The sequence below is a fragment of the Hydrogenophaga sp. LT287 genome (assembly GCF_055702805.1).
The window spans coordinates 54,789-75,883 of record NZ_JBVPZC010000013.1; the positions used below are offsets into that span (position 1 = coordinate 54,789).

The following is a 21,095-nucleotide window of genomic DNA, read 5'->3' on the forward strand; positions in this document are numbered from 1 at the left end:
GTTCACTTCTTCCAAACAAGCCGGTAGGCGATGAGCGTGTCACAAGCGAGCAGCGCAAACAGCAGCAGCCCCTGAAACACCCCGGTGATGGATTTCGGCAGGCCCATGCGCGACTGCGCCAGCTCACCGCCGATGTAGAACATGCTCATGAGAATGGCCGAAAACACGATGCCCACGGGATGCAAGCGGCCCACAAACGCCACGATGATGGCGGCGAACCCGTAGCCTGCCGGCACGTAGGGCGTGAGCTGACCAATAGGCCCGGCCACTTCCAGCGCACCGGCCAAACCGGCCGCACCGCCCGATGTGAGCAGCGCCACCCAAAGCGCCCGGCGCGAAGAAAACCCGGCGTAGCGCGCCGCCGCCGGCGCCAGCCCGCCCACCAGCTGCGCATAGCCCGCATAGGTGCGAAACAAAAAGACCCACACCGCCGCCACGCCGGCCAGCGCAATCAGTAGGCCTATATTGACGCGCGAGCCCTGCATGAGCTTGGGGATTTGCGTGACCGACTCGAAGGTCTTGGTCTGCGGAAAGTTGTAGCCCAGCGGGTCCTTCCAGGGGCCATACACCAGGTAGTTCAGCACCTGAATGGCCACATACACCAGCATCAGGCTGACCAGAATTTCGTTGGCGTTGAAGCGGTCGCGCAGCAACGCCGTGATGCCCGCCCACACCATGCCGCCCAGCACGCCCGCCGCCAAAATGGCCGGAATGATCCAGGGGCCGGTGGTTTTGTCAGCCATGAGCGCCACACCGGCGGCAAAAATGGCCCCAATGACAAACTGACCCTCGGCACCAATGTTCCACACATTGGAACGAAAACACACCGCCAGCCCCAGCGCAATGATCAGCAGCGGCGTGGCCTTGACCATCAACTCGGACAGCGCATAGGTGCTCTTGATGGGTTCCCAGAAAAACACCTGCAGGCCGCGCACCGGGTCTTTGCCCAGCAAGGCAAACAAAATCACACCGATGACCACGGTGATGGCCAGTGCCAGCAGCGGCGAGGCGTAACCCCAGCGCGCAGAGGGCTGGGGACGGACTTCAAGCCGCAGCATGGGCGGTCTCCTTGTTGTTGTTGGTCGCCTGCTGATCCCACAGGCCAGACATCCACTCGCCAATGCGCTCGATGGTGGCGTCGGCCCGGTTCAGGCTGGGCGAGAGCCTGCCTTTGGCAATGACATGCAAGCGGTCGCTGATCTCGAACAGCTCGTCCAGCTCTTCGCTGACCACCAGCACGGCGCACCCGGCGTCGCGCAGCGCCAGAATTTCGCCGCGAATCTGTGCCGCCGCGCCCACGTCCACGCCCCAGGTGGGCTGGCTCACGATGAGCAGTTTTGGCTTGGCTTCAATCTCGCGCCCGACGATGAACTTTTGCAGATTGCCACCCGAGAGCGACTTGGCCGCCGCGTCCGGCCCGTTGGCCTTCACGTTGTAGCGCGCAATGATGTCGGCCGCCTGGCGCTTGAGCGCGCGCACGCCGATCCACCCACCGGCACCCAGTGCGTCGCGGCGCGACAGCAGCAGGTTGTGGGCCAGCGACAGCGTAGGCACGGCGCCGCGGCCCAGCCGCTCTTCGGGCACAAAATGCAGGCCCAGGGCTCGGCGTTTGCCCGGCCCAAAGCGCGAAGCGTCCACCCCGCCCACCCGGATGCTGCCCACCGGCGCCCGCGTGATTTCGCCCGACAGGCAGTACAGCAGCTCGCTCTGGCCGTTGCCCGACACGCCAGCAATGCCCACCACCTCGCCGCTGCGCACGGTGAGCGCAATGTCGGCCAGATGGGTGCCAAACGGGTCGTCGCTGGCGAGCGTGAGACCGGCCACCTGCAACACGTCAGCCCCCGCGTTGAGCGCGCGCACGTTCAGCGCGGGCGGCTCGGCGCCAATCATCAGGCGGCTCAGCGAGGCGTTGCTTTCTTGCCGCGGGTCGCACACGCCGGTGACCTGCCCGCCGCGCAGCACCGTGCAGGCGTTGCACAGCTCGCGAATTTCGTGCAGCTTGTGACTGATGTACAAAATGCTGCACCCCTCAGAGGCCAGCTTTTTCAGCACCACAAACAGCTTTTCCACCGCCTGTGGCGTGAGCACCGAGGTGGGTTCGTCCAAGATGAGCAGTTGCGGGTTGGTCAGCAGCGCGCGGATGATTTCCACCCGCTGCATTTCGCCCACGCTGAGCGTGTGCACCGGGCGGGCGGGATCGATGTCGAGCCCGTATTCGGCCGCCTTGGCGGTGACGCTGGCGCTCACCTCGGGCAGGCTCAACGACTTGTCCAGTCCCAGCCACACGTTTTCGGCCACGGTGAGCGTGTCAAACAGGCTGAAATGCTGAAACACCATGCTGATGCCCAGCGCCCGCGCCTCCTGCGGGTTGCGCACATGCACCGGTCGGCCGTTGAACATCACCGCGCCTTCGTCGGGTTTGACCGAACCGTAGATGATTTTCATCAGCGTGGACTTGCCGGCACCGTTTTCGCCCAGCACGGCGTGGATTTCTCCAGGGGCCACCGTGAGCGAGACACCGTTGTTGGCCACCACACCGGGGTAGCGCTTGGTGATGCCGGTGAGTTGCAGTCGGGCAGTGGTCATGGGGTCCTTCTTGTTATTCAGGCGGCCGCGGCGTCCGCCTCCGGGCGGCGCAGCGAAGCCGCCACGCTCTTGACCTGCTCGCGCAGCCAGCGCCCGGCATTGGACGCGTGGGTGCGCTCGTGCCAGAGCTGGTAATACATCATGCGGGGAAACGGCACCGGGCACGGCAGCACCTGCACCGGCAGCGTGGTGGTGAAGCGCTCGCAATATTGCCGCCCGGTGGTCAGCACCAGCAGGCTGCCCGCCACCATGGCGGGAATCAGCCCGAAATGCGGGCAGCGCACTGTGATGTGGCGCACAAGCCCCTGGGCGGCCAGGTGCTCGTCGATCACGCCACGCGCGCCGGGGTGGGTGGGCGTGGGGGCAATGTGTTCGGCCGCCAGCCAGGCTTCGGCGTCCCAGCCGCGGCGCACCGCCGGGTGCTGGCTCGACACCAGGCACACCACCTCGTCGCCAAACAGCCGGCCCAGGTGCAGGTCGTCGGGCGGCTTGGCCCAGTTGCCAATCACCACGTCCACCTCGCCCTGCGCGAGTTGCTGGCGGTAGTCGGCGTCGGCCGACAGCGGGTGGATGTCGATCGGGCACTGGGGCGCCAGGCTTTTGATTTGCGTCACCAGCTGGGGCAGAAACAGCGGGTCCAGGTAGTCGCTGGCGGCCAGGCTGAAGCTGTGCTGGGCCGTGGCGGGGTCGAAACTGCGGGCGTCTGAAAACAGCACGGCCGCGCTGCGCAAGATGTCGGCTGCGGGCTCAATCATGCGCAGGCCCGCCACCGTGGGCACCATGCCGGCGCCCGAACGCACCAAAAGCGGGTCACCCGCCAGATCGCGCAGGCGCTTGAGCGCTGCACTCACCGCCGGCTGGTACATGCCCAGACGCAGCGCCGCGCGCGACACGCTGCGCTCGGTGAGCACGGTGTGGAGCACGCGGATCAGGTGCAGATCTATCTTGTCGAACATGGACACGTATTTCATACCCTTGTCATATGCAAGTGAATGGTGTTTTGGGCATTCGGGCCATACGCATGAGCATATGTTGTGCCATGGGGGTGGCGCTATGCTGGCGCGCATGACCTCTGAAATTGTCTCCCAGACCCTGACTTTCTTGCGGCGCGGCCAGCCCGTGACGCTGCGCAATGTACCACCCGACCGCACCCTGCTGGAGGTGCTACGCGAAGACCTGCACCTGAGCGCCACCAAGGAAGGCTGCGGCGAGGGCGACTGCGGCGCCTGCACCGTGGTGCTGGGTGAATCGGTGGACGGTCAGCTGGCGTACAGAGCGGTGAACAGCTGCATCCGGCTGGCCCATTCGGTGGCGGGCATGGCGGTGTTCACCGCCGAAGACATTGCCGCCCCCAACGGCGAACTGCACCCGGCGCAAGAAGCCATGGTGCAGTGCCACGCCAGCCAGTGCGGCTTTTGCACACCGGGCTTTGTGATGAGCCTGTTTGGTGCGTACCAGACACATATCGCCCCCACGCTCCCCACTGCGTGTGGTTCGCTGCCCCCCGAGGGGGCTCTCGCGCCTAGGGGCGGCCCGTCGGCGCTCGGTGGCGGTCAGGGCATCACGCGAGAGCAGGCCCAGGTCGACCTGTCGGGCAACCTGTGCCGTTGCACCGGCTACCGCCCCATTCTGGACGCCGCTGAAACCATGGGCAGCCTGCCGCTGCCCGCTGGCTGCGCGGTGGACGAAGCCGCCACACTGGCGGCGCTCAAGGCGCTGAAACCCAAGCGCCAGGGCCTTGAGGCCTACCTGCGCCCCACCACGCTGGTCGCCTTGCTGCAGCAGCGGGCACAGTTTCCCAAAGCGCAGGTGGTGGCCGGCTGCACCGACGTGGGCCTGTGGGTCACCAAGCTGCACCAACGCTTTGACCGCGTGCTCGATGTGACGGCCGCCCGCGAGCTGCGACGCGTGGAAACCTACCCGTACCACATCGCCATTGGCGCAGCGGTGTCGCTGACCGACGCCTTTGCCGCGCTGGTGCACGAGCGGCCGCAGCTGAAAACCTTCAGCCAGCGCTTTGCCGGCCTGCCGGTGCGCAACGCCGGCACGCTGGGCGGCAACGTAGCCAGCGGCTCACCCATTGGCGACAGCATGCCGCTGCTGATTGCGCTGGGCGCCAGCGTGGTGCTGATGCGCTGGAAAAAAACCGCCGCCGGTGGCGAAGTGGCCCACCGCGAGCTGCGCCTGGAAGACCTGTACACCGGCTACCGCACCAACGTGATGCGGCCCGACGAGCTGCTGTGCTGGATCAAGATGCCGCGACCCACGCAGCAGGAAACGATGAAGGTCTACAAAATCAGCAAGCGCTTCGACGACGACATCTCTGCCGTCTGCCTTGCCATCCAGATGACGCTGCAAGACGGCGCCGTGCGACACATCTCCATCGGCGCGGGCGGCGTGGCCGCCACGCCCGCCCGCGCCAGGCAAACCGAAGCCGCCCTGCTCGGCCAGCCCTGGACCACCGACACCGTGATGGCCGCCATAGCCGCGCTGCGCGCCGAGTTTCAACCCATCAGCGACATGCGCGCCAGCGCCCGCTACCGCCAGACCGTGCTGGGCAACCTGCTGCAACGCTTCTGGCTGGAAAGCCAGGGCATGACGGCCATCAACCTCGAAAGCCTTTCCACCCTGGAGGTGCTCGCATGAACGCCCCCGATCTGAAGCTTGTGGCCGGCAACCCCGTGCTCGCAGCCGGTCAATCCAAGTTTCACGAAAGCGCCCGCGCCCAGGTGGCCGGCGCCGCCACCTACATCGACGACCTGCCCGAGCTGCGCGGCACGCTGCACGCGGCGCCGGTGTGCTCGCCGGTGGCGCATGGCAAGCTGCTGGGGCTGGACGCCAGCGCGGCCCTGGCCGTGCCGGGTGTGCGCGCCTTCATCAGCGCGGCAGACATTCCCGGCGACACCACGCTGGCCGCTTTTGCCCACGACGAACCGGTGTTTGCGCACGACACCGTGCAGTTCGTCGGGCAGGTGGGCGGGCTGATCGTGGCCGACACGGTGATGACCGCCCGCCGCGCCGCCCGGCTGGTGAAGTGGCAGGTGGAAGCCCTGCCCGCCGTGCTCAGCGTGTGGGAAGCGCACGCGCTACAAAGTTATGTGTTGCCGCCGGTGCATGTGAAGCGCGGCGACGCCCAGGCGGCGCTTGCACGCGCACCGCACCAGCTCGAAGGCACGTTTGAAGTGGGTGGCCAGGAACACTTTTACCTGGAAGGCCAGATTGCCTATGTGGTGCCGCTGGAGCAAAGCCAGTGGCGGGTGTACAGCAGCACCCAGCACCCCGGCGAAGTGCAGCATTGGGTGTCGCACGCGCTGGGCCTGCACAACCACGCCGTCACGGTGGAATGCCGGCGCATGGGCGGCGGCTTTGGTGGCAAAGAAACGCAAGCCGGCCACCTGGCGGTGTGGGCGGCCGTGGCTGCCAACCGGCTCAAGTGCCCGGTGAAACTGCGGCTGGACCGCGACGACGACTTCATGGTCACGGGCAAGCGCCACCCGTTTGCCTACCACTACCGCGCGGGTTTTGATGACTCCGGCCGCCTCTGCGGCCTGGCGCTGGAGATGCTGGCCAACTGCGGCTTCAGCGCCGACCTGTCTGGCCCGGTGGCCGACCGCGCCATCTTCCACGCCGACAACGCGTACTTTCTGGAAGACGTGGCGGTGGCCAGCTACCGCTGCAAGACCAACACCCAGAGCCACACCGCCTTTCGCGGCTTTGGCGGCCCGCAGGGTGTGATCGTGATCGAGCGCATCCTGAGCGACATCGCGCGCACGCTGGGCCTGGACCCGCTGGATGTGCGGCTGCGCAACCTGTACGGCGATGAAGTCATCGCGCCGAGGAACGCAAGCGCGCCGGAACGGCGCCGCGACACCACCCACTACCAGATGAAGGTGGAAGACAACATCCTGGAGCCGCTGATCACACAACTGGCGCGCACCAGCGGCTACCGCGAGCGGCGCGAGCAGATCGCGGCCTTCAACGCGCAGAGCCCCGTCATCAAAAAAGGCATCGCGCTCACCCCGGTCAAGTTCGGCATCAGCTTCACCGCCACGCTGTTCAACCAGGCCGGCGCGCTGGTGCATGTGTACACCGACGGCAGCGTGCAGGTGAACCACGGCGGCACCGAAATGGGCCAGGGGCTGAACACCAAGGTGGCGCAGATCGTGGCCGACGAACTGGGCGTGCCGTTTGAGCGGGTGCTGTGCACCGCAGCCGACACCAGCAAGGTGCCCAACGCCAGCGCCACCGCCGCCAGCAGCGGCACCGACCTGAACGGCCGCGCCGCCCAGTTTGCCGCCCGCCATGTGCGCGACAACCTGGCCGCCTTTGTGGCCGGGCTCGACGGTGTGGGCGCGGGCTCGGTGCGTTTCGAAGGCGGCCAGGTCATCACCGAGCAGTCCACCCGCCAGTTTGAAAACGTGGTGGGCGCGGCTTATGCCAACCGCATCCAGCTCTGGAGCGACGGCTTTTACCGCACCCCCAAGATCCACTACGACAAGACCACCCTCACCGGCCGGCCGTTTTATTACTTCTCTTACGGCGCGGCGGTGAGTGAGGTGGCCATCGACACGCTCACCGGCGAGAGCCGCGTCTTGAAGGTGGACATCCTGCACGATGTGGGCCGCAGCATCAACCCGGCCATTGACATCGGCCAGATCGAGGGCGGCTTTGTGCAAGGCATGGGCTGGCTCACCACCGAGCAACTGATGTGGAAAGCCGACGGCCGTTTGCAAACCCACGCGCCCAGCACCTACAAAATACCCACCACCGGCGACGTGCCCGCACACTTCAAAGTGGACCTGTGGCCCGAGGCCAACCGGGAAGACAACGTGCACGGCAGCAAAGCCGTGGGCGAGCCACCGTTCATGCTGGGCATCAGCGTGTTTGAAGCGCTGCGAGATGCGGTGGCCCAGGCCGGTGGACAGCCCGAGGCCATGAACGCACCGGCCACGGCTGAAGAGGTGCTGAGCGCGCTGGGTGCCTGACGGTTCAGGCGCCGGCGTTCAGTAGAATCGGCGACCCTGACCCGGGGCCGCAATCTGACCACGCCATGGCGGCGCCGCGTCACCCAACACCCACACACCATCCCCCATGCATTACTCCGCTTCCCACCACAAACTCAAGCTCATCCTGGCGGCCCAAGGCATCAAGACCGGCGACGCCGGCGCCATCGACACCCTCTTTGGCGGCAAAGACGGCTACTACTGGTTTGGCACCGTGCGCGACATGTGCCCGGAAGGCAAAACGCTCTCGTGGGAGAACCAGTACGCCATGGTGCACGCCATCCAGGCACACGAAAACGCCACCGCCGAAGAAGACGAAGTGAAACCGCAGGTGCCGAGCGCGGCCAACATCGCCGCCCTGTCCAAGCTGCTGGCCGATCCGATCTGAGAAGCCGGTTTTCATGTCCACTCACGCTCCCCTGCAGGTTGCCGTCATGGGCGCTGGCGCCGTGGGTTGCTATTACGGCGGCATGCTCGCACGCGCCGGCCACCGCGTCACGCTCATCGGCCGCCCGGCGCATGTGCAGGCGGTCCAGGCCCACGGCCTGCGCCTGCAAACGCTCAGCTTCGACGAAAACGTGACGCTGGAGGCCAGCACCGAAGCCAGCGCCGTGGCCGGTGCCGACGTGGTGCTGTTCGCCGTGAAGTCGCCCGACACCGAACACGCAGGCGAACAAATGCGCGCGCACCTGAAACCCGGTGCGCTGGTGCTGTGCCTGCAAAACGGGGTGGACAACGCCGAGCGTCTGCGCACCGTGCTGCCCGGCGTGAGCGTGGCCGCCGCCGTGGTGTATGTGGCCACCGAAATGGCCGGCCCCGGCCACCTGCGCCACCACGGCCGCGGTGAACTCGTCATCGAACCGTCTGTGCGCAGCGCCGAGGTGGTGCAAGCCCTGGTGGCCGCCGGCGTACCCACCGAAGTGAGCGACAACGTGCGCGGCGCGCTGTGGGCCAAACTCATTCTCAACTGCGCCTACAACGCGCTGTCAGCCGTGGGCCGCATCGCCTACGGTGAACTGGTGCAGCGCCCCGGCGTGCTGGCCGTCATGCGCGACGTGGTGGCCGAATGCCGCGCCGTGGCCGCCGCCGACGGCGTGACCCTGCCCGGCGACGTGGACGCCGCCGTGCGCCGCATTGCCGAGACCATGCCCAGCCAGTTGTCATCCACTGCGCAAGACCTGATGCGCGCCAAGCCCAGCGAGATCGACCACCTCAACGGCTATGTGGTGCAACGCGGCGCAGCGCTGGGCGTGCCCACACCAGCCAACCAGGTGCTGTGGGTGGTGACGAAGCTGGGGGAGAGGCCGTAACCCATCGACGCACAGGGACTTGAGTGGATGCCCGCCCGGCCGCTATACTTCGCGCTGCTCCGGGGTGCATGAGCCGAAAGGCCCAGCGCTGAGATGGTTGAAGAACCGAACCCGTGAACTTGATCTGGCTAGTACCAGCGAAAGAAGAGCGCAGCCCCCAGGGCCTGCATCCCCACCCGTCCCTCGACAGGCGGGTCCGTCCACCCCAGCGGTGGACCGGGTGCATGTTTTGACGGGCGGTCTCCGGAGCATCCACAGCCCCACCCAGGAGACCGCCATGAACGCCCCCGACAAGATTCCCTTCGCCGACCAGTTCGCGCTCAGCCGCGAGCCCTTCCCCGCTTCGCGCAAGATTCACGTGCCCGGCTCGAACGAGAGCATCCGCGTACCCATGCGCGAGATCGCGCTGAGCAACGGCGAGCTTGTGACGGTGTACGACACCTCCGGCCCCTACAGCGACCCGAGCGCCGCCATCGACGTGCGCACCGGCCTGGCCGATGTGCGCGGCGCCTGGATCGCGGCGCGTGGCGACACCGAAAGCTACGAAGGCCGCCAGCGCGCCGCGCTGGACGACGGCATCAAGAACGAGGCTGCGCAAAACGGCACCACCATCGAACGTATCGAAGCCCTGCGTGCCGAGGCCGCCGGCCTGCAGCGCACGCCGCGCCGCGCCAAGAGCGGGCAGAACGTGACGCAGATGCACTACGCCCGCCAAGGCATCGTGACACCGGAAATGGAATACGTGGCGCTTCGCGAAAACGGCAAGCGCGAGTGGATGCGCGAGTACCTGGGCGACCCGGCCCGCGAAGCGCGCCTGCGCGGCAACCCGATGGGCGCGCACATCCCCGAGGTGTTCACACCCGAGTTCGTGCGCGACGAGGTGGCGCGCGGCCGCGCCATCATCCCGGCCAACATCAACCACCCTGAAGTGGAGCCCATGGCCATCGGGCGCAACTTCGGCGTCAAGATCAACGCCAACATCGGCAACTCGGCCGTCACCTCCAGCATCGAGGAAGAGGTGGACAAGCTGGTCTGGGCGATCCGCTGGGGCGCCGACAACGTGATGGACCTGTCCACCGGCAAAAACATCCACACCACGCGCGACTGGATCGTGCGCAACAGCCCGGTGCCCATCGGCACGGTGCCGATCTACCAGGCGCTGGAGAAAGTGGGCGGCGTGGCCGAAGACCTCACCTGGGCGATCTACCGCGACACGCTGATCGAACAGGCCGAACAGGGCGTGGACTACTTCACCATCCACGCCGGCGTGCGCCTGGCCTACATCCACCTCACCGCGCAGCGGCGCACCGGCATCGTCTCGCGCGGCGGCAGCATCCTGGCCAAGTGGTGCATCACCCACCACCAGGAAAACTTCCTCTACACGCACTTCGAAGAGATCTGCGACATCATGAAGGCCTACGACGTGAGCTTCTCGCTCGGCGACGGCCTGCGCCCCGGCAGCGCGGCCGACGCGAACGACGAAGCTCAGTTCGCCGAATTGAAGACCCTGGGCGAGCTCACCCAGGTGGCCTGGAAGCACGACGTGCAGACCATGATCGAAGGCCCCGGCCACGTGCCCATGCACCTGATCCAGGCCAACATGGACGAGCAGCTCAAGCACTGCCACGAGGCGCCGTTCTACACACTCGGCCCGCTGACCATCGACATCGCGCCGGGCTACGACCACATTGCCAGTGCCATCGGCGCGGCCATGATCGGCTGGATGGGCACCTCCATGCTCTGCTACGTGACGCCCAAGGAACACCTGGGCCTGCCCGACCGCGACGATGTGAAGCAAGGAATCATTGCCTACAAGATCGCTGCGCACGCGGCCGACATTGCCAAGGGCCACCCCGGGGCCCGCGCGCGCGACGACGCCATGAGCAAGGCGCGTTTCGAGTTCCGCTGGCGCGACCAGTTCGCCCTCGGCCTGGACCCGCAGACCGCCGAGGACTACCACGACGAAACCCTGCCCAAGGACTCGTCGAAAGAGGCGCACTTCTGCTCCATGTGCGGGCCGAAGTTCTGCTCCATGAAGATCACGCAGGACGTGCGCGACTACGCCGCCGCCAAAGGCGTGAGCGAAGACGCGGCACTGGCCGAGGGCATGGCGCAAAAGAGCGCGGAGTTCAAGGCCGTGGGCGGCGAGTTCTACGTGCCTGTGTCATCCATCTCCACCAAAGGCTGAGCCGTGAAACGCATTGGCATCGCCGGGGCGGGCGTGCTCGGGCGCCTGCTGGCGTGGCAGCTGTCGCGGGCCGGGCACGCGGTCACGGTGTTCGACCCGGCGGCAGGACCGGAAGCACCGGCCACGGGCTCGCTGACTGGAGGCTCAGCGCATGCGGCCGGCTTCACTGCCGCCGGCATGCTCAGCCCCCTCGCGGAGCTGGACAACGCCGGGCCGGACATCGCGCGCCTGGGCTGGCGCTCGCTGGCCTTGTGGCGCGAGGTGGCGGAAGCGTTGCGCGCCGACGGCTGCAGCGCAACACTGTTCGCGCAGCACGGCAGCCTGATGCTGGCGCACGGCGCCGACCTGGGCGCGGCGCGCCGCGTGCTGGCCCGACTGGAAACCGCGCCTTCGCTGGCCGCCGAGCTGCCCGCGCCGCAGCCACTGGACCGTGCGGCCCTGGCCGCGCTGGAACCCGCGCTGGCACCGGGTCTGCACGCCTGGCTGCTGCCCGACGAAGCCCAGGTGATGTCGCGCGACATGCTGGCCGCGCTGGCGGTGCATGCGCCGAACGCGCACTGGTGCTGGGGCGAGCGCGTGGAGCGGGTCGAGCCGGGCGTCTTGCACGTGGCGGGTGAAGGGCCGGTGCGGTTTGACCTCGCCATCGACGTGCGAGGAACGGGTGCGCGGGAGATGGATGGCTCGCCCGTCATCGCATCCGTTCGGGCTGAGCCTGTCGAAGCCTTGCACACCCACACCCCACAAACCCTTCGACAGGCTCAGGGCGAACGGCGTTTTTTGTACGCATCGGAACCCGTACGCGGCGTGCGCGGCGAGGTCATCTGGCTGCACGCCCCCGGTGTGCGCCTGCAGCGCCCGGTGCGCCTGCTGCACCCGCGCCACCGCGTCTACATCGTGCCGCGCCCGGGCGACCTGTTCGTGGTGGGTGCCAGTGAAATCGAAAGCGAGGACCGCTCGCCCGTGAGCCTGAGGAGCGCGGTGGAGCTGATGGCCGCCGCCCAGAGCGTTCTGCCCGAGCTGGCCGAAGCGCGCATCGTGCACATGGAGGCCAACCTGCGCCCCGCCCTGCCCGACAACGAACCGCACACCCACGCCGAGCCCGGCCTGCTGCGCATCAACGGCCTGTTCCGCCACGGCTGGCTGCTGGCGCCGGCGCTGGTGCAGGACGCGCTTGATCTATTGGGCCTGGCGACTGCAGCACGCGAACACCCTCACCCTCCTTCGACAAGCTCAGGACAGGCTAAGCCTCTCCCGCCAGCGGTAGAGGGGACTTCACTCGCCGGAGGAAGGGCTTCACTCCCTCGCCCCTCTGGGGAGAGGGCTGGGGTGAGGGGCACGCCTGAGCCAACGCCCGAAACTCAACAGACCCACTGACCAGGTTCACCCCCACAGGAATGCCCATGCCTGAAACCCTTTCGCATGCAGAAGCCCAGCTGCGCTTCAACGAATGCACCATCCCCTGCCCCGAAGGCCTGACGCTGGCGGCACTGCTGGAAACGCAAGGCGTGCAAGCCACCCAGGCGGCCTCGGCGGTGAACGGCGAGTTCGTGCCGCGCGGATTGCGCGCATCCACCGTTTTGAAACCTGGCGACACCGTCCTGACCTTCCAGGCCATCGTGGGAGGTTGAGCACATGAATCAACCCACTTCAACCTGGGCGCCCTACGGCGTCGAACTGTCCAGCCGTTTCCTGCTCGGCACAGCCGGCTACCCCTCACCGCAGGTGCTGGCACAGAGCATCGCAGCCAGCGGCACGCAGATCGTCACCGTGGGCCTCAAGCGCATGGCGGCCTCCGGTGGCGACAACGGTTTCATCGAGATCATCCGCAGCGCCCTGCGCGAGCGCAGCGCACAGCTGCTGCCCAACACCGCCGGCTGCCGCACGGCGCGCGAGGCCATCACGCTGGCGCACATGGCGCGCGAGCTGTACGGCACGCATTGGATCAAGCTCGAAGTGGTGGGCGACGAACACACCCTGCAGCCCGATCCCTGGGGCACGGTGGAGGCGGCCGAGCAACTCATCAAAGACGGTTTTGCGGTTTTCCCCTACTGCACCGACGACCTCGTGACCTGCCAGCGCCTGCTCGACGCGGGTTGCGAGGTGCTCATGCCCTGGGGCGCGCCCATCGGCTCGGGGCAGGGGCTGATCAACCCGTTTGCGCTGCGCACGCTGCGCGCGCGGCTGCCCGGCGTGCCACTGGTGGTGGACGCCGGCATCGGCGCGCCCTCCCACGCCGCCGCCGCGATGGAGCTGGGCTTTGATGCCGTGCTGCTGAACTCCGCCGTGAGCCAAGCGGTGGACCCGGTGCGCATGGCACGGGCCTTTGGCTTGGCCATCGAAGCCGGCCGCAGCGCTTTTGAGGCCGGCGTGATGGCGCCGCAGGCCATGGCGGTGGCATCGACCCCGGTCAGCGGTCATCCCTTCCTGATCGACTGAACCACCACGCCCGTTCGGGCGGAGCCTGTCCAAGCCCTTGCGAGCCCTTCGACAGGCTCAGGGCGAACGGTATTTACACCTCACTCAACATGCAGACCACAACCCCCCCCATCATCTGGAGCATTGCCGGCACCGACAGCGGTGGCGGCGCCGGGCTGGCGGCAGACCAGCGCGCCGCTGACGCACTCGGCGTGCACTGCTGCACCGTGGTCGCCGGCATCACCGCGCAAAGCACCACCGAAGTCACCCACATCGAGGCCACGCCCCCGGCGGTGCTGCAGGCGCAGCTGGACACGCTGGCCGCCGACATGCCGCCGCGCGTGATCAAGACCGGGCTGCTGGGCAGCGCCGACAACGTGCGCGTGCTGGCGCGCTTCATCGACCGGTTGCGGCAGCAACAGCCGCTGGCCCTGGTGGTGGACCCGGTGCTGCGTGCCAGCACGGGCGCCGCGCTGGCCGACGCCGAGCTGCTTAGCGCCTACCGCGAGCTGCTGCTGCCGCGCGCCACCGTGATCACCCCCAACCAGACCGAGGCGGTGGCGCTGCTGGAAGAACAGGGTGGGGACGCACCCAGCGACATTCCTGCGCAAGCCCGGGCGCTGCGGGCGTTGGGCTGCGAGGCCGTGGTCATCACCGGCGGCGACGCCGCAGCCCTGAGCCCCCACGCCAGCCTGTCGCTGGACTGGCTGGACAGCCCCCACGCGAAAGGCTGGCTGAGCCTGCCGCGCGAAGACACCCCGCACAACCACGGCACCGGCTGCACCTTTGCGTCGGCCCTGGCTGCCGCGCTGGCGCTGGGCTGGGTCACGGCCGACGCCGCCGTGCTGGCCAAGATGGCCGCCACCTTTGCGCTGCGCCACGCCCGCGCCGTGGGCCGAGGCATCGGGCCGGTGATCGCGCGCCCGGGGTTTGCGACCGTGCCCTCGCTGCTGCCGCAACTCTCGCTGGACGCGCAACCGCCGTCCGTCTGGGTCACAAGGGTGCGCGGCCGTGCGCCGGGCGTGTACGCCATTGTGGACAGCGCCGAGCGCGTCGAGGCCGTGCTCGGCGCACACCCCACGGTGGACACGGTGCAACTGCGCATGAAGCGGCCAGCGGGCCTGCACGACAGCGCCTGGCGCATCCAACTGCGTGAAGCGCTGGCCCGCAGCCAGCGCGCGGCGCGGGCCGCGGGCGTCACGCTGGTCGTCAACGACCACTGGCAAGCCGCGCTGCAGGCCGGCGCGCTCGCACTGCACCTGGGCCAGGACGACCTGCTCGCCCTCACGCCCGAAGAACACGCGCAGCTTCAGGCCGCGCGCTGCCTGGGCGTGCAGCTCGGCCTGAGTTCGCACAGCCTGTGGGAGCTGTGCCGCGCCGCCGCCCTGCAGCCCGACCTGATCGCCTGCGGCCCGGTGTGGCCCACCACCACCAAAGACATGCCCTGGCGGCCGCAGGGCCTGGACAACCTCGCCTGGTGGGCCCACATGGCGCCCGCGCCGGTGGTGGGCATCGGCGGCATCCTCGATCCCGCGCAGCTGCAGGCCGTGGCCACCGCAGGGGCCGCCGGCGGCTGTGTGGTGCGCGGGCTGGGTGCGGAGCCTTCGAAAACATTGCCCGCCTGGCTGGACGCCTGGCACCAAGGTGCACACCAGCCACCCGGCGCTGTGCCACCGCTGCCGCACCCGACGCTGCCGGCCTGACCGGTCGGGCGGGGTTTGACGGGCCGCACCCGCCGGCCGATGATGGACGGCTGATCGAAAGGATGGCCCGGCATGGACATCGTGGCGCATGGATGGTGGGTGAGCGTGGGCATGGGTGTTGCCGCGCTGGCCGGACACGCGCCGCCCAACCGGCGCACGGTCGGGCTGGTGTTGGGGCTGGCCGTGGCGCCCGACCTGGTGCACCTGCTGCCGGTCGCCGTGGGCGAGCTGCAGACCACCGGGAGCCTGGGCACCGTGCGCGACTACGCGCTGGCGCTGCCCGGCGCCGAGCCGCCGATGTCGGCCACCGTCGAGTGGTGGGCCCACCACCTGCACTGCATTTTTCACAGCGCGCTGGTGGCCGGGGCGGTCACGCTGGCGCTGCGGGTCGCGTTGCAGCGCTGGTGGTGGCCCTTGCTGGGCTGGTGGTCGCACATCGTGATCGACGTCTTCACGCACTCGGCCGACTTCTACCCCTCGCCCGTTCTGTACCCGCTGACCTACCGGGGGTTCGACGGCATCGCCTGGAACCGCCCTGACTTCCAGCTGTTGAACTACACCGCGCTGATCGCGGTCACGCTGTGGCTGCTCTGTCGGCGGCGCTCGCCACGCGACAGCCCCTGATACCCACCGGGGCTGGCACTTTGGCACACTCCGAGCCTTCATTGCTCAGAAGTCCCCATTTGCCATGACCGCCCCCACCGACCACGACCTTCCGCCGCTGAACGCCACGCCCCCGGGGCTGTACCGCCACTACAAAGGCGGCTGGTATTCGGTGGTGGACACCGTGCGCTGCAGTGAAACGCTGCAAGGCATGACGCTGTACCGCGCGCTGTACGGCGGTTTTGGCTTGTGGGTGCGCCCGGCGGCCATGTTTGCCGAGCGCGGTGTGTTTGAAGGCAAAGAGCAGCCGCGGTTTACGCCGCACGACGCTGGCCTGGTGCCCTTGGGCGACTTGCCCACGGCGCAAGCGCTCATTGCGCACCTGCGGGGTGTGGCCGAGCGGCGCGGCCTGTGTCTGGACACCGCTGTGCGCCCCCCGCCACCCGAGCCCAGCACCTGCTGCGGGCGTGGCTGCAACGGCTGCGTGTGGGAAGGGTTTTATGAAGCGCTGCACCACTGGCGGGTGGACGCGCTGGCTTGGCTGGAGGACAACGGGCCGGGATGTCACCCATCGGTCTGACATGGGACCTGGTGGTGCCGAAAACCGCCCCCATCCCAACCTTCCCCCGGTGGGGGAAGGGGCAAAGCCCAATTGCCACAGCGGCTGAAGCAGGGCCGCGCTGCAAGTTCAACCGCGCGCTGGCAGCACCGTGCCCACGCACTCGCCAAAGCCGATGCGCGGCGCACCGGCTTTTTCACACCAACCGCGAATCACCACGGCATCGCCGTCTTGCAGCCAGGTGCGCGACTCGCCGTTGGGCAGGGTGAGCGGGTGTTTACCGCCAGTGGTCAGCTCAATGAGCGCGCCGGCCTGGTCCAGCGTGGGGCCTGACAGCGTGCCGCTGCCGAACAGGTCGCCGGGTTGCAGGTTGCAGCCGTTCACGGTGTGGTGGGTCACCATTTGGGCCACGGTCCAGTAGGCGTGGCGGTAGCTGGTGCGGCAAATGGTGGCGTCGGCGTGGCCGGCTTCGCGCATTTGCGGCGTTTGCAGGCCCACCTGCAATTGAATGTCGAAAGCGCCCTGGCTGCGGTTGGTGGCACTGTCCAGGTAGGGCAGCGGCTGGGGGTCGTCGGCCGGGCGGTCAAACGCCACGCGGTACGGTGCCAGCGCTTCAAGCGTGACCACCCAGGGCGACACGGTGGTGGCGAAGTTTTTGGACAAGAACGGCCCCAGTGGCTGGTATTCCCAGGCCTGGATGTCGCGCGCCGACCAGTCGTTGAGCAGGCACAGGCCAAACACATGGTCTTCGGCCTCGGCCATGGCCACGGGCTCGCCCAGCGGGTTGCCATTGCCCACAAAAATGCCCAGTTCCAGTTCAATGTCCAGCCGCTGACTGGGCCCGAAACTGGGCACGGTGGCGCCGGGTGGCAGCGTTTGGCCCTTGGGGTGGTGAAACTGCTGGCCCGACACGCCGATGCTGGACGCGCGGCCGTGGTAGCCAATGGGCACCCATTTGTAGTTGGGCAGCAACGGGTTGTCGGGGCGAAACTGTTTGCCGATGTTGGTGGCGTGGTGGACCGAGGTGTAGAAGTCGGTGTAGTCGCCAATGCGGGCGGGCACGCCGTATTCGGCGCTGGCCTGCGGCACCAGGCAGGCTTGCAGGGCGGCCTGCTCGGGCGCACCTTCGCGCAGCGCGCGCGAGAGCGCCAGGCGCAGCGCGCTCCAGGCCGGGGCGCCCAGCGCCATCAGGGCGTTGAGCTTGTCTTGCGCACCGGCCTGCACGGCGGTGGCCGCCACGCCGGTGAACACGCCGGTTTGCGCTGCCGCGGCCAGGTCCAGAATCTGGTCGCCAATGGCCACACCACCGCGAAAGGCTTCGCTGGAAGCGCTGCGGCGAAAGCTGGCAAAAGGCAGGTTCTGCAGCGGAAAGTCGGTGCCGGCGGCGTTGGCCGAGGCCACCCAGCTGCGCAGTGCCGGATCGTGGGTTTCGTTCAGGGTCGTCATAGGTCGTGTTCTTCAACGAGCGGTGCTTCAAGAGGAGCGTGAAGCGGGTCAGATCAGTTGGGTGCGGGCAGGGTCTTGTCGTGCATCCAGGCGGCGTGCTGGGGCGCGCGCTTGGTGGCGGCCCATTCGTTGAGCATGTCCCACTTCACCTCACTCAGGGCGCTGTGCATTTTGGGCGTTCCCACATCGGCGCAGAGTTCCAGGCGGTGGCCGTTGGGGTCAAAGAAGTAGATCGACTTGAAGATGGTGTGATCTGTCGGGCCCAGCACGTCGATACCCGCTTCTTGCAAGCGGGTCTTGGTGGCTTCGAGCGAGGCCATGCTGTCGACCTTGAAGGCAATGTGCTGCACCCAGGCCGGGGTGTTTTCGTCGCGGCCCATCTCGGGTGATTGGGGCAATTCGAAAAACGCCAGCACATTGCCCTGACCAGCGTCCAGAAACACGTGCATGTAAGGGTCAGGCGCCTGGGTGGACGGCACCTCGTTTTCGGCAATCGCCAGCACAAAGTCCATGTTCAGGTGCTTGACGTACCACTCCACGGTTTGCTTGGCATCGCGGCAGCGGTAGGCGACGTGGTGAATGCGTTCGATCTTCATGGGAGGCTCCTCGGTCAAAGGTCTTGCAAAGCAGACTGCACATGGTGCTGGAAAAGTGCCGCGTCGGCCAGCGCATTGGCGTTGAGCAAGGCCAATTTGACGAGAAAAAGGCTGGTTTTTTCGACACCAGCCTGGTCGATGGCCTGGGCCAGGGTGTCGTATACGGCTTCCAGCCCCTCGATGGGCAGGCTGGGTACGGCTGCGGTGTGGGTGTTCATGGCGTGTATTCCTTTCACTGGGGCAGGGCGTTGTGCAGGGCGGCTTGCAGGCGGGTGGCGTCCAGCGTGAGCCAGCGGGCGCACACATGCTGGTCGGGGCGCAGCAGGTAAGCGGCGCCATGGGCGCGCACACCGTAGCGCTGGCGAAAGTGGCCGCTGGCGTCGGCCAGGGTCTGGTCGGCCCCGGCCACCGGCGCGCTGGCCCCCACCGCGGTCACGCGCAGCACCACGCCGCGGGCGCGGGCCTGGGCCACCACGGCTTGCAGTGCGGCGGGTATCGCGTCGCCGTCGGTGAAATAGAGCAGGTCAAAACCGCCGCCCAGGTGGTCCAGCAGGTAGTCGTTGGCGGCCAGGCAGATGTTGCGCGGCGGTGCGCCGTGGGCCGGGCCTTCGGTGAACAAGGTGTTGTCGTCGCCGGCGCTGTTGAGCCGGGAGTGGGTGTACTCGTGCGGGCGCGAGGTGCGCCAGTGGTAGAGCGGGCGCACAAAAGCGTGTTGCAGCGAGAGCGACAGCACGGCGTTGCGCAGCAACGCAAAGCCACCGGCGGGCGGCGTCATGAAGCGCACGCTTTTGCCGGCTTCTTCAATGATTTCGCGGGCGGCGCCCACGCGCTCGGTGCTGTGGTTGGCCAGCAGCTGCGGGCCCGCCAGGCCCTTGACCACATAGGCCAGATGCCAGCCCAGCGACTGTGCGTCCTGAAACGCGGTGTTGGCACCGCGCACGCCAAAAATGGGCAGCAGGTGGGCCGCGTCGCCGGTGAAGATGACGCTGCCGTGCACATAGTCGGGCAGCGTGAGCGTGCGGGCGGAATACACCGAACACCAGTCCATTTCCCACGGCACGCCTTCGTGGCCAATCATTTTCAGCTGCGCGTCAATGCGGGCCCTGAGCGACTCGGGTTTGAGCGCCTCTTCCGGCGTTTCGCCGGCGGGCAACTGGTAGTCCACCCGCCAGATGCCATGGGGCTCGCGGTGCATGAGGATGGTGTTGCCGGGATTCCACTCGGGGTCAAAAAACGCCAGGCGCTCGGTGGGCAGGGGCAGGTCCACTTTGATGTCGGCAATCACAAACGAACCCTCGTACGAAGCGCCTTCCATCTGCAGGTTCATGGCGGTGCGTATGGGTGAGCGGCCACCGTCTGCAGCCACCAGCCAGTCGGTCTCCAATGTGTATTCGCCCTCGGGCGTGTCCACCCGCACTTCGGCGCAGGCGTCGCCCTGCGTCACCTGGGTCACCTTGTTGCCCCAACGAAAGTCGATCAGCGGATGGGCCGCGCAGGCATCAAACAGGTACTCCTCCATGAACTGCTGCTGCACGTTGATGATGGGGAAGAAGCGGTCGTCGGCGTCGTGCGGTGCTTCCATGCGAAACACGCGCTGGCCGCGGTAATACGAGTTGCCAAAGCGCCAGGGCAAGCCGCCCTCGGTCATGCGGTCGGCCACGCCCACCTGCTGCAAGATTTCCATGGACCGGCGGGTGAAACAAATGGCTCGGCTGCCTTGCGAAAACTGCAGCTCGGGTGTCAGCACCACGCTGCGCACACCGTGGCGCGCCAGCTCCAGTGCGGTCACCATGCCCGCAGGCCCCGCGCCGGCAATGACCACCGGGTGGCGGCTTTGTGGCGGATGCGCCGAAGGCAACCAGGGCTGAAATACTTGGTAGGTGTAGTAGATGGATGGGCGTGGCTCGGTGGTGGGCTGGTGCATGAGGGGGCTCCTGGAGGACATCGCACAGGGGGCATACCGTGTGTTCGACGTTGGATTCTAGGCCCACCTAGTTGCGAACACAACTATATTTATATGATAGAAAACAACCATAAAACCATTTATAGTTGCAACAACAATCAATTAAACTGGGGCTGGAAGCTACCCACCTACCCCACACGCAAGGCCGATCATGCGCCCCACCCCGCCCGACACACCGCCCAAGCTGGAGCGGTATGTCACCTACCGGCTGAACACGTTGAGCAAGCTCAACGACCTGGCCAGCCACAGCCTCTACCTCCACCACGGCGGGCTGACGCTGTCGGAGTCCCGGGCGCTGGCGTCCATTGGCTCCTTTCCTCAGATCACCGTGAACCAGCTGGCTTTTGAGGCCAACCTGGACAAAGGCCAGGCCAGCCGGGCGGCCCAGTCGCTGGTGGACAAAGGGCTGGTCATCAAGACCCACAACCTGGTGGACGCCCGCAGCGTCATTCTGGCGCTGGCACCCAAAGGCAAACCGGTGTGGCGCAAGCTGATGGCGCTGATGGAACAACGCAACCAGACGCTGATGCGCTGCCTGTCAGCCGATGAACAGACCCAACTCATCGGCATGCTTGGACGCATGCTGGCGCAGGCCAAGGCCGAGCACGCGGGCCACAGCGACACCGGGGCACCCTGAGCCTGGCGGCTGCTGCGCCCGAGCGCAGATGGCCGTGCCGCCACGGGGTTGGGCCCCACAGGCGGACAATGTGGGCGTGCTTTCAT

At 67.3% G+C, this 21,095-nt stretch carries 19 protein-coding genes, 1 pseudogene and 1 riboswitch; of the genes and pseudogenes, 13 read left to right on the forward strand and 7 right to left on the reverse strand.

The genetic code is table 11. The features are described 5' to 3' along the window. Positions 1 to 2: 2 nt before the first annotated feature. From AC0GNR_RS11570 to AC0GNR_RS11580, 3 genes are read right to left on the reverse strand one after another with little or no spacing between them, the layout of a single operon-like run. A complete protein-coding gene (locus AC0GNR_RS11570) occupies positions 3 to 1,058 on the reverse strand; it encodes an ABC transporter permease (RefSeq protein WP_472901109.1) in 1,056 nt (351 codons plus the stop codon). Then, positions 1,045 to 2,586, reverse strand: coding sequence for an ABC transporter ATP-binding protein (locus tag AC0GNR_RS11575; RefSeq protein ID WP_472901110.1), 1,542 nt, complete (start codon positions 2,584 to 2,586; stop codon positions 1,045 to 1,047). The genes AC0GNR_RS11570 and AC0GNR_RS11575 overlap by 14 nt, the downstream gene beginning before the upstream one ends. A 17-nt stretch (positions 2,587 to 2,603) precedes the next feature. Next, on the reverse strand, positions 2,604 to 3,557 hold the full coding sequence (locus AC0GNR_RS11580; protein ID WP_472901111.1) for a LysR family transcriptional regulator: 954 nt from the start codon (positions 3,555 to 3,557) through the stop codon (positions 2,604 to 2,606). Between the two features lie 94 nt (positions 3,558 to 3,651). Here AC0GNR_RS11580 and xdhA point away from each other — a divergent pair, with 94 nt between their 5' ends. The 12 genes and pseudogenes from xdhA to AC0GNR_RS11640 all read left to right on the forward strand — a co-directional run bounded on the left by xdhA (position 3,652) and on the right by AC0GNR_RS11640 (position 16,388). Beyond that, entirely contained in the window at positions 3,652 to 5,232 is a 1,581-nt protein-coding gene (gene xdhA, locus AC0GNR_RS11585) for a xanthine dehydrogenase small subunit (protein ID WP_472901112.1), read from the forward strand. Then, positions 5,229 to 7,571, forward strand: a complete 2,343-nt coding sequence (gene xdhB / locus AC0GNR_RS11590) for a xanthine dehydrogenase molybdopterin binding subunit (protein WP_472901113.1) — start codon at positions 5,229 to 5,231, stop codon at positions 7,569 to 7,571. Before xdhA ends, xdhB begins: the two co-directional genes overlap by 4 nt. Before the next feature lie 106 nt (positions 7,572 to 7,677). Beyond that, on the forward strand, positions 7,678 to 7,977 hold the full coding sequence (locus tag AC0GNR_RS11595) for a hypothetical protein (protein WP_472901114.1): 300 nt from the start codon (positions 7,678 to 7,680) through the stop codon (positions 7,975 to 7,977). A 13-nt stretch (positions 7,978 to 7,990) separates the two neighbouring features. Next, positions 7,991 to 8,899: a ketopantoate reductase family protein gene (locus tag AC0GNR_RS11600; protein WP_472901115.1), complete on the forward strand. Its 909-nt coding sequence runs from the start codon at positions 7,991 to 7,993 to the stop codon at positions 8,897 to 8,899. A 50-nt stretch (positions 8,900 to 8,949) separates the two neighbouring features. Continuing rightward, positions 8,950 to 9,062: riboswitch (TPP riboswitch) on the forward strand. Between the two features lie 114 nt (positions 9,063 to 9,176). Next, positions 9,177 to 11,087, forward strand: a complete 1,911-nt coding sequence (gene thiC, locus AC0GNR_RS11605; protein WP_472901116.1) for a phosphomethylpyrimidine synthase ThiC — start codon at positions 9,177 to 9,179, stop codon at positions 11,085 to 11,087. A gap of 3 nt (positions 11,088 to 11,090) precedes the next feature. Continuing rightward, the gene (locus AC0GNR_RS11610; RefSeq protein WP_472901117.1) at positions 11,091 to 12,461 is read left to right on the forward strand and encodes an FAD-dependent oxidoreductase; all 1,371 of its coding nucleotides are present in this window, start codon (positions 11,091 to 11,093) and stop codon (positions 12,459 to 12,461) included. A 26-nt stretch (positions 12,462 to 12,487) separates the two neighbouring features. After that, complete coding sequence (thiS, locus tag AC0GNR_RS11615) at positions 12,488 to 12,715, forward strand: sulfur carrier protein ThiS (RefSeq protein ID WP_472901118.1); 228 nt, start codon at positions 12,488 to 12,490, stop codon at positions 12,713 to 12,715. Between the two features lie 4 nt (positions 12,716 to 12,719). Continuing rightward, complete coding sequence (locus AC0GNR_RS11620) at positions 12,720 to 13,523, forward strand: thiazole synthase (RefSeq protein ID WP_472901119.1); 804 nt, start codon at positions 12,720 to 12,722, stop codon at positions 13,521 to 13,523. 89 nt (positions 13,524 to 13,612) lie between these two features. Continuing rightward, the gene (gene thiD / locus AC0GNR_RS11625; protein ID WP_472901120.1) at positions 13,613 to 15,205 is read left to right on the forward strand and encodes a bifunctional hydroxymethylpyrimidine kinase/phosphomethylpyrimidine kinase; all 1,593 of its coding nucleotides are present in this window, start codon (positions 13,613 to 13,615) and stop codon (positions 15,203 to 15,205) included. A 72-nt stretch (positions 15,206 to 15,277) separates the two neighbouring features. Continuing rightward, entirely contained in the window at positions 15,278 to 15,829 is a 552-nt protein-coding gene (locus AC0GNR_RS11630) for a hypothetical protein (RefSeq protein ID WP_472901121.1), read from the forward strand. Between the two features lie 64 nt (positions 15,830 to 15,893). After that, positions 15,894 to 16,124: pseudogene (locus tag AC0GNR_RS11635) on the forward strand (DUF1653 domain-containing protein); the annotation flags it as partial. 111 nt (positions 16,125 to 16,235) lie between these two features. Then, the gene (locus AC0GNR_RS11640) at positions 16,236 to 16,388 is read left to right on the forward strand and encodes an oxidoreductase-like domain-containing protein (RefSeq protein ID WP_472901144.1); all 153 of its coding nucleotides are present in this window, start codon (positions 16,236 to 16,238) and stop codon (positions 16,386 to 16,388) included. Between the two features lie 108 nt (positions 16,389 to 16,496). Here the strand turns inward: AC0GNR_RS11640 and fahA are convergent, their stop codons facing one another. From fahA to AC0GNR_RS11660, 4 genes are read right to left on the reverse strand one after another with little or no spacing between them, the layout of a single operon-like run. Next, on the reverse strand, positions 16,497 to 17,813 hold the full coding sequence (gene fahA / locus AC0GNR_RS11645; protein WP_472901122.1) for a fumarylacetoacetase: 1,317 nt from the start codon (positions 17,811 to 17,813) through the stop codon (positions 16,497 to 16,499). Positions 17,814 to 17,866: 53 nt separating this feature from the next. Next, positions 17,867 to 18,409: a VOC family protein gene (locus AC0GNR_RS11650; RefSeq protein ID WP_304837895.1), complete on the reverse strand. Its 543-nt coding sequence runs from the start codon at positions 18,407 to 18,409 to the stop codon at positions 17,867 to 17,869. 14 nt (positions 18,410 to 18,423) lie between these two features. Then, positions 18,424 to 18,627, reverse strand: coding sequence for a DUF2783 domain-containing protein (locus tag AC0GNR_RS11655; RefSeq protein ID WP_304837897.1), 204 nt, complete (start codon positions 18,625 to 18,627; stop codon positions 18,424 to 18,426). A gap of 14 nt (positions 18,628 to 18,641) precedes the next feature. Further along, the gene (locus tag AC0GNR_RS11660) at positions 18,642 to 20,333 is read right to left on the reverse strand and encodes an FAD-dependent monooxygenase (protein WP_304837900.1); all 1,692 of its coding nucleotides are present in this window, start codon (positions 20,331 to 20,333) and stop codon (positions 18,642 to 18,644) included. A 190-nt stretch (positions 20,334 to 20,523) separates the two neighbouring features. Between AC0GNR_RS11660 and AC0GNR_RS11665 the strand changes: the two genes are divergently transcribed. Then, positions 20,524 to 21,009: a MarR family winged helix-turn-helix transcriptional regulator gene (locus tag AC0GNR_RS11665; RefSeq protein WP_304837903.1), complete on the forward strand. Its 486-nt coding sequence runs from the start codon at positions 20,524 to 20,526 to the stop codon at positions 21,007 to 21,009. The last annotated feature ends 86 nt before the right edge of the window (positions 21,010 to 21,095 follow it).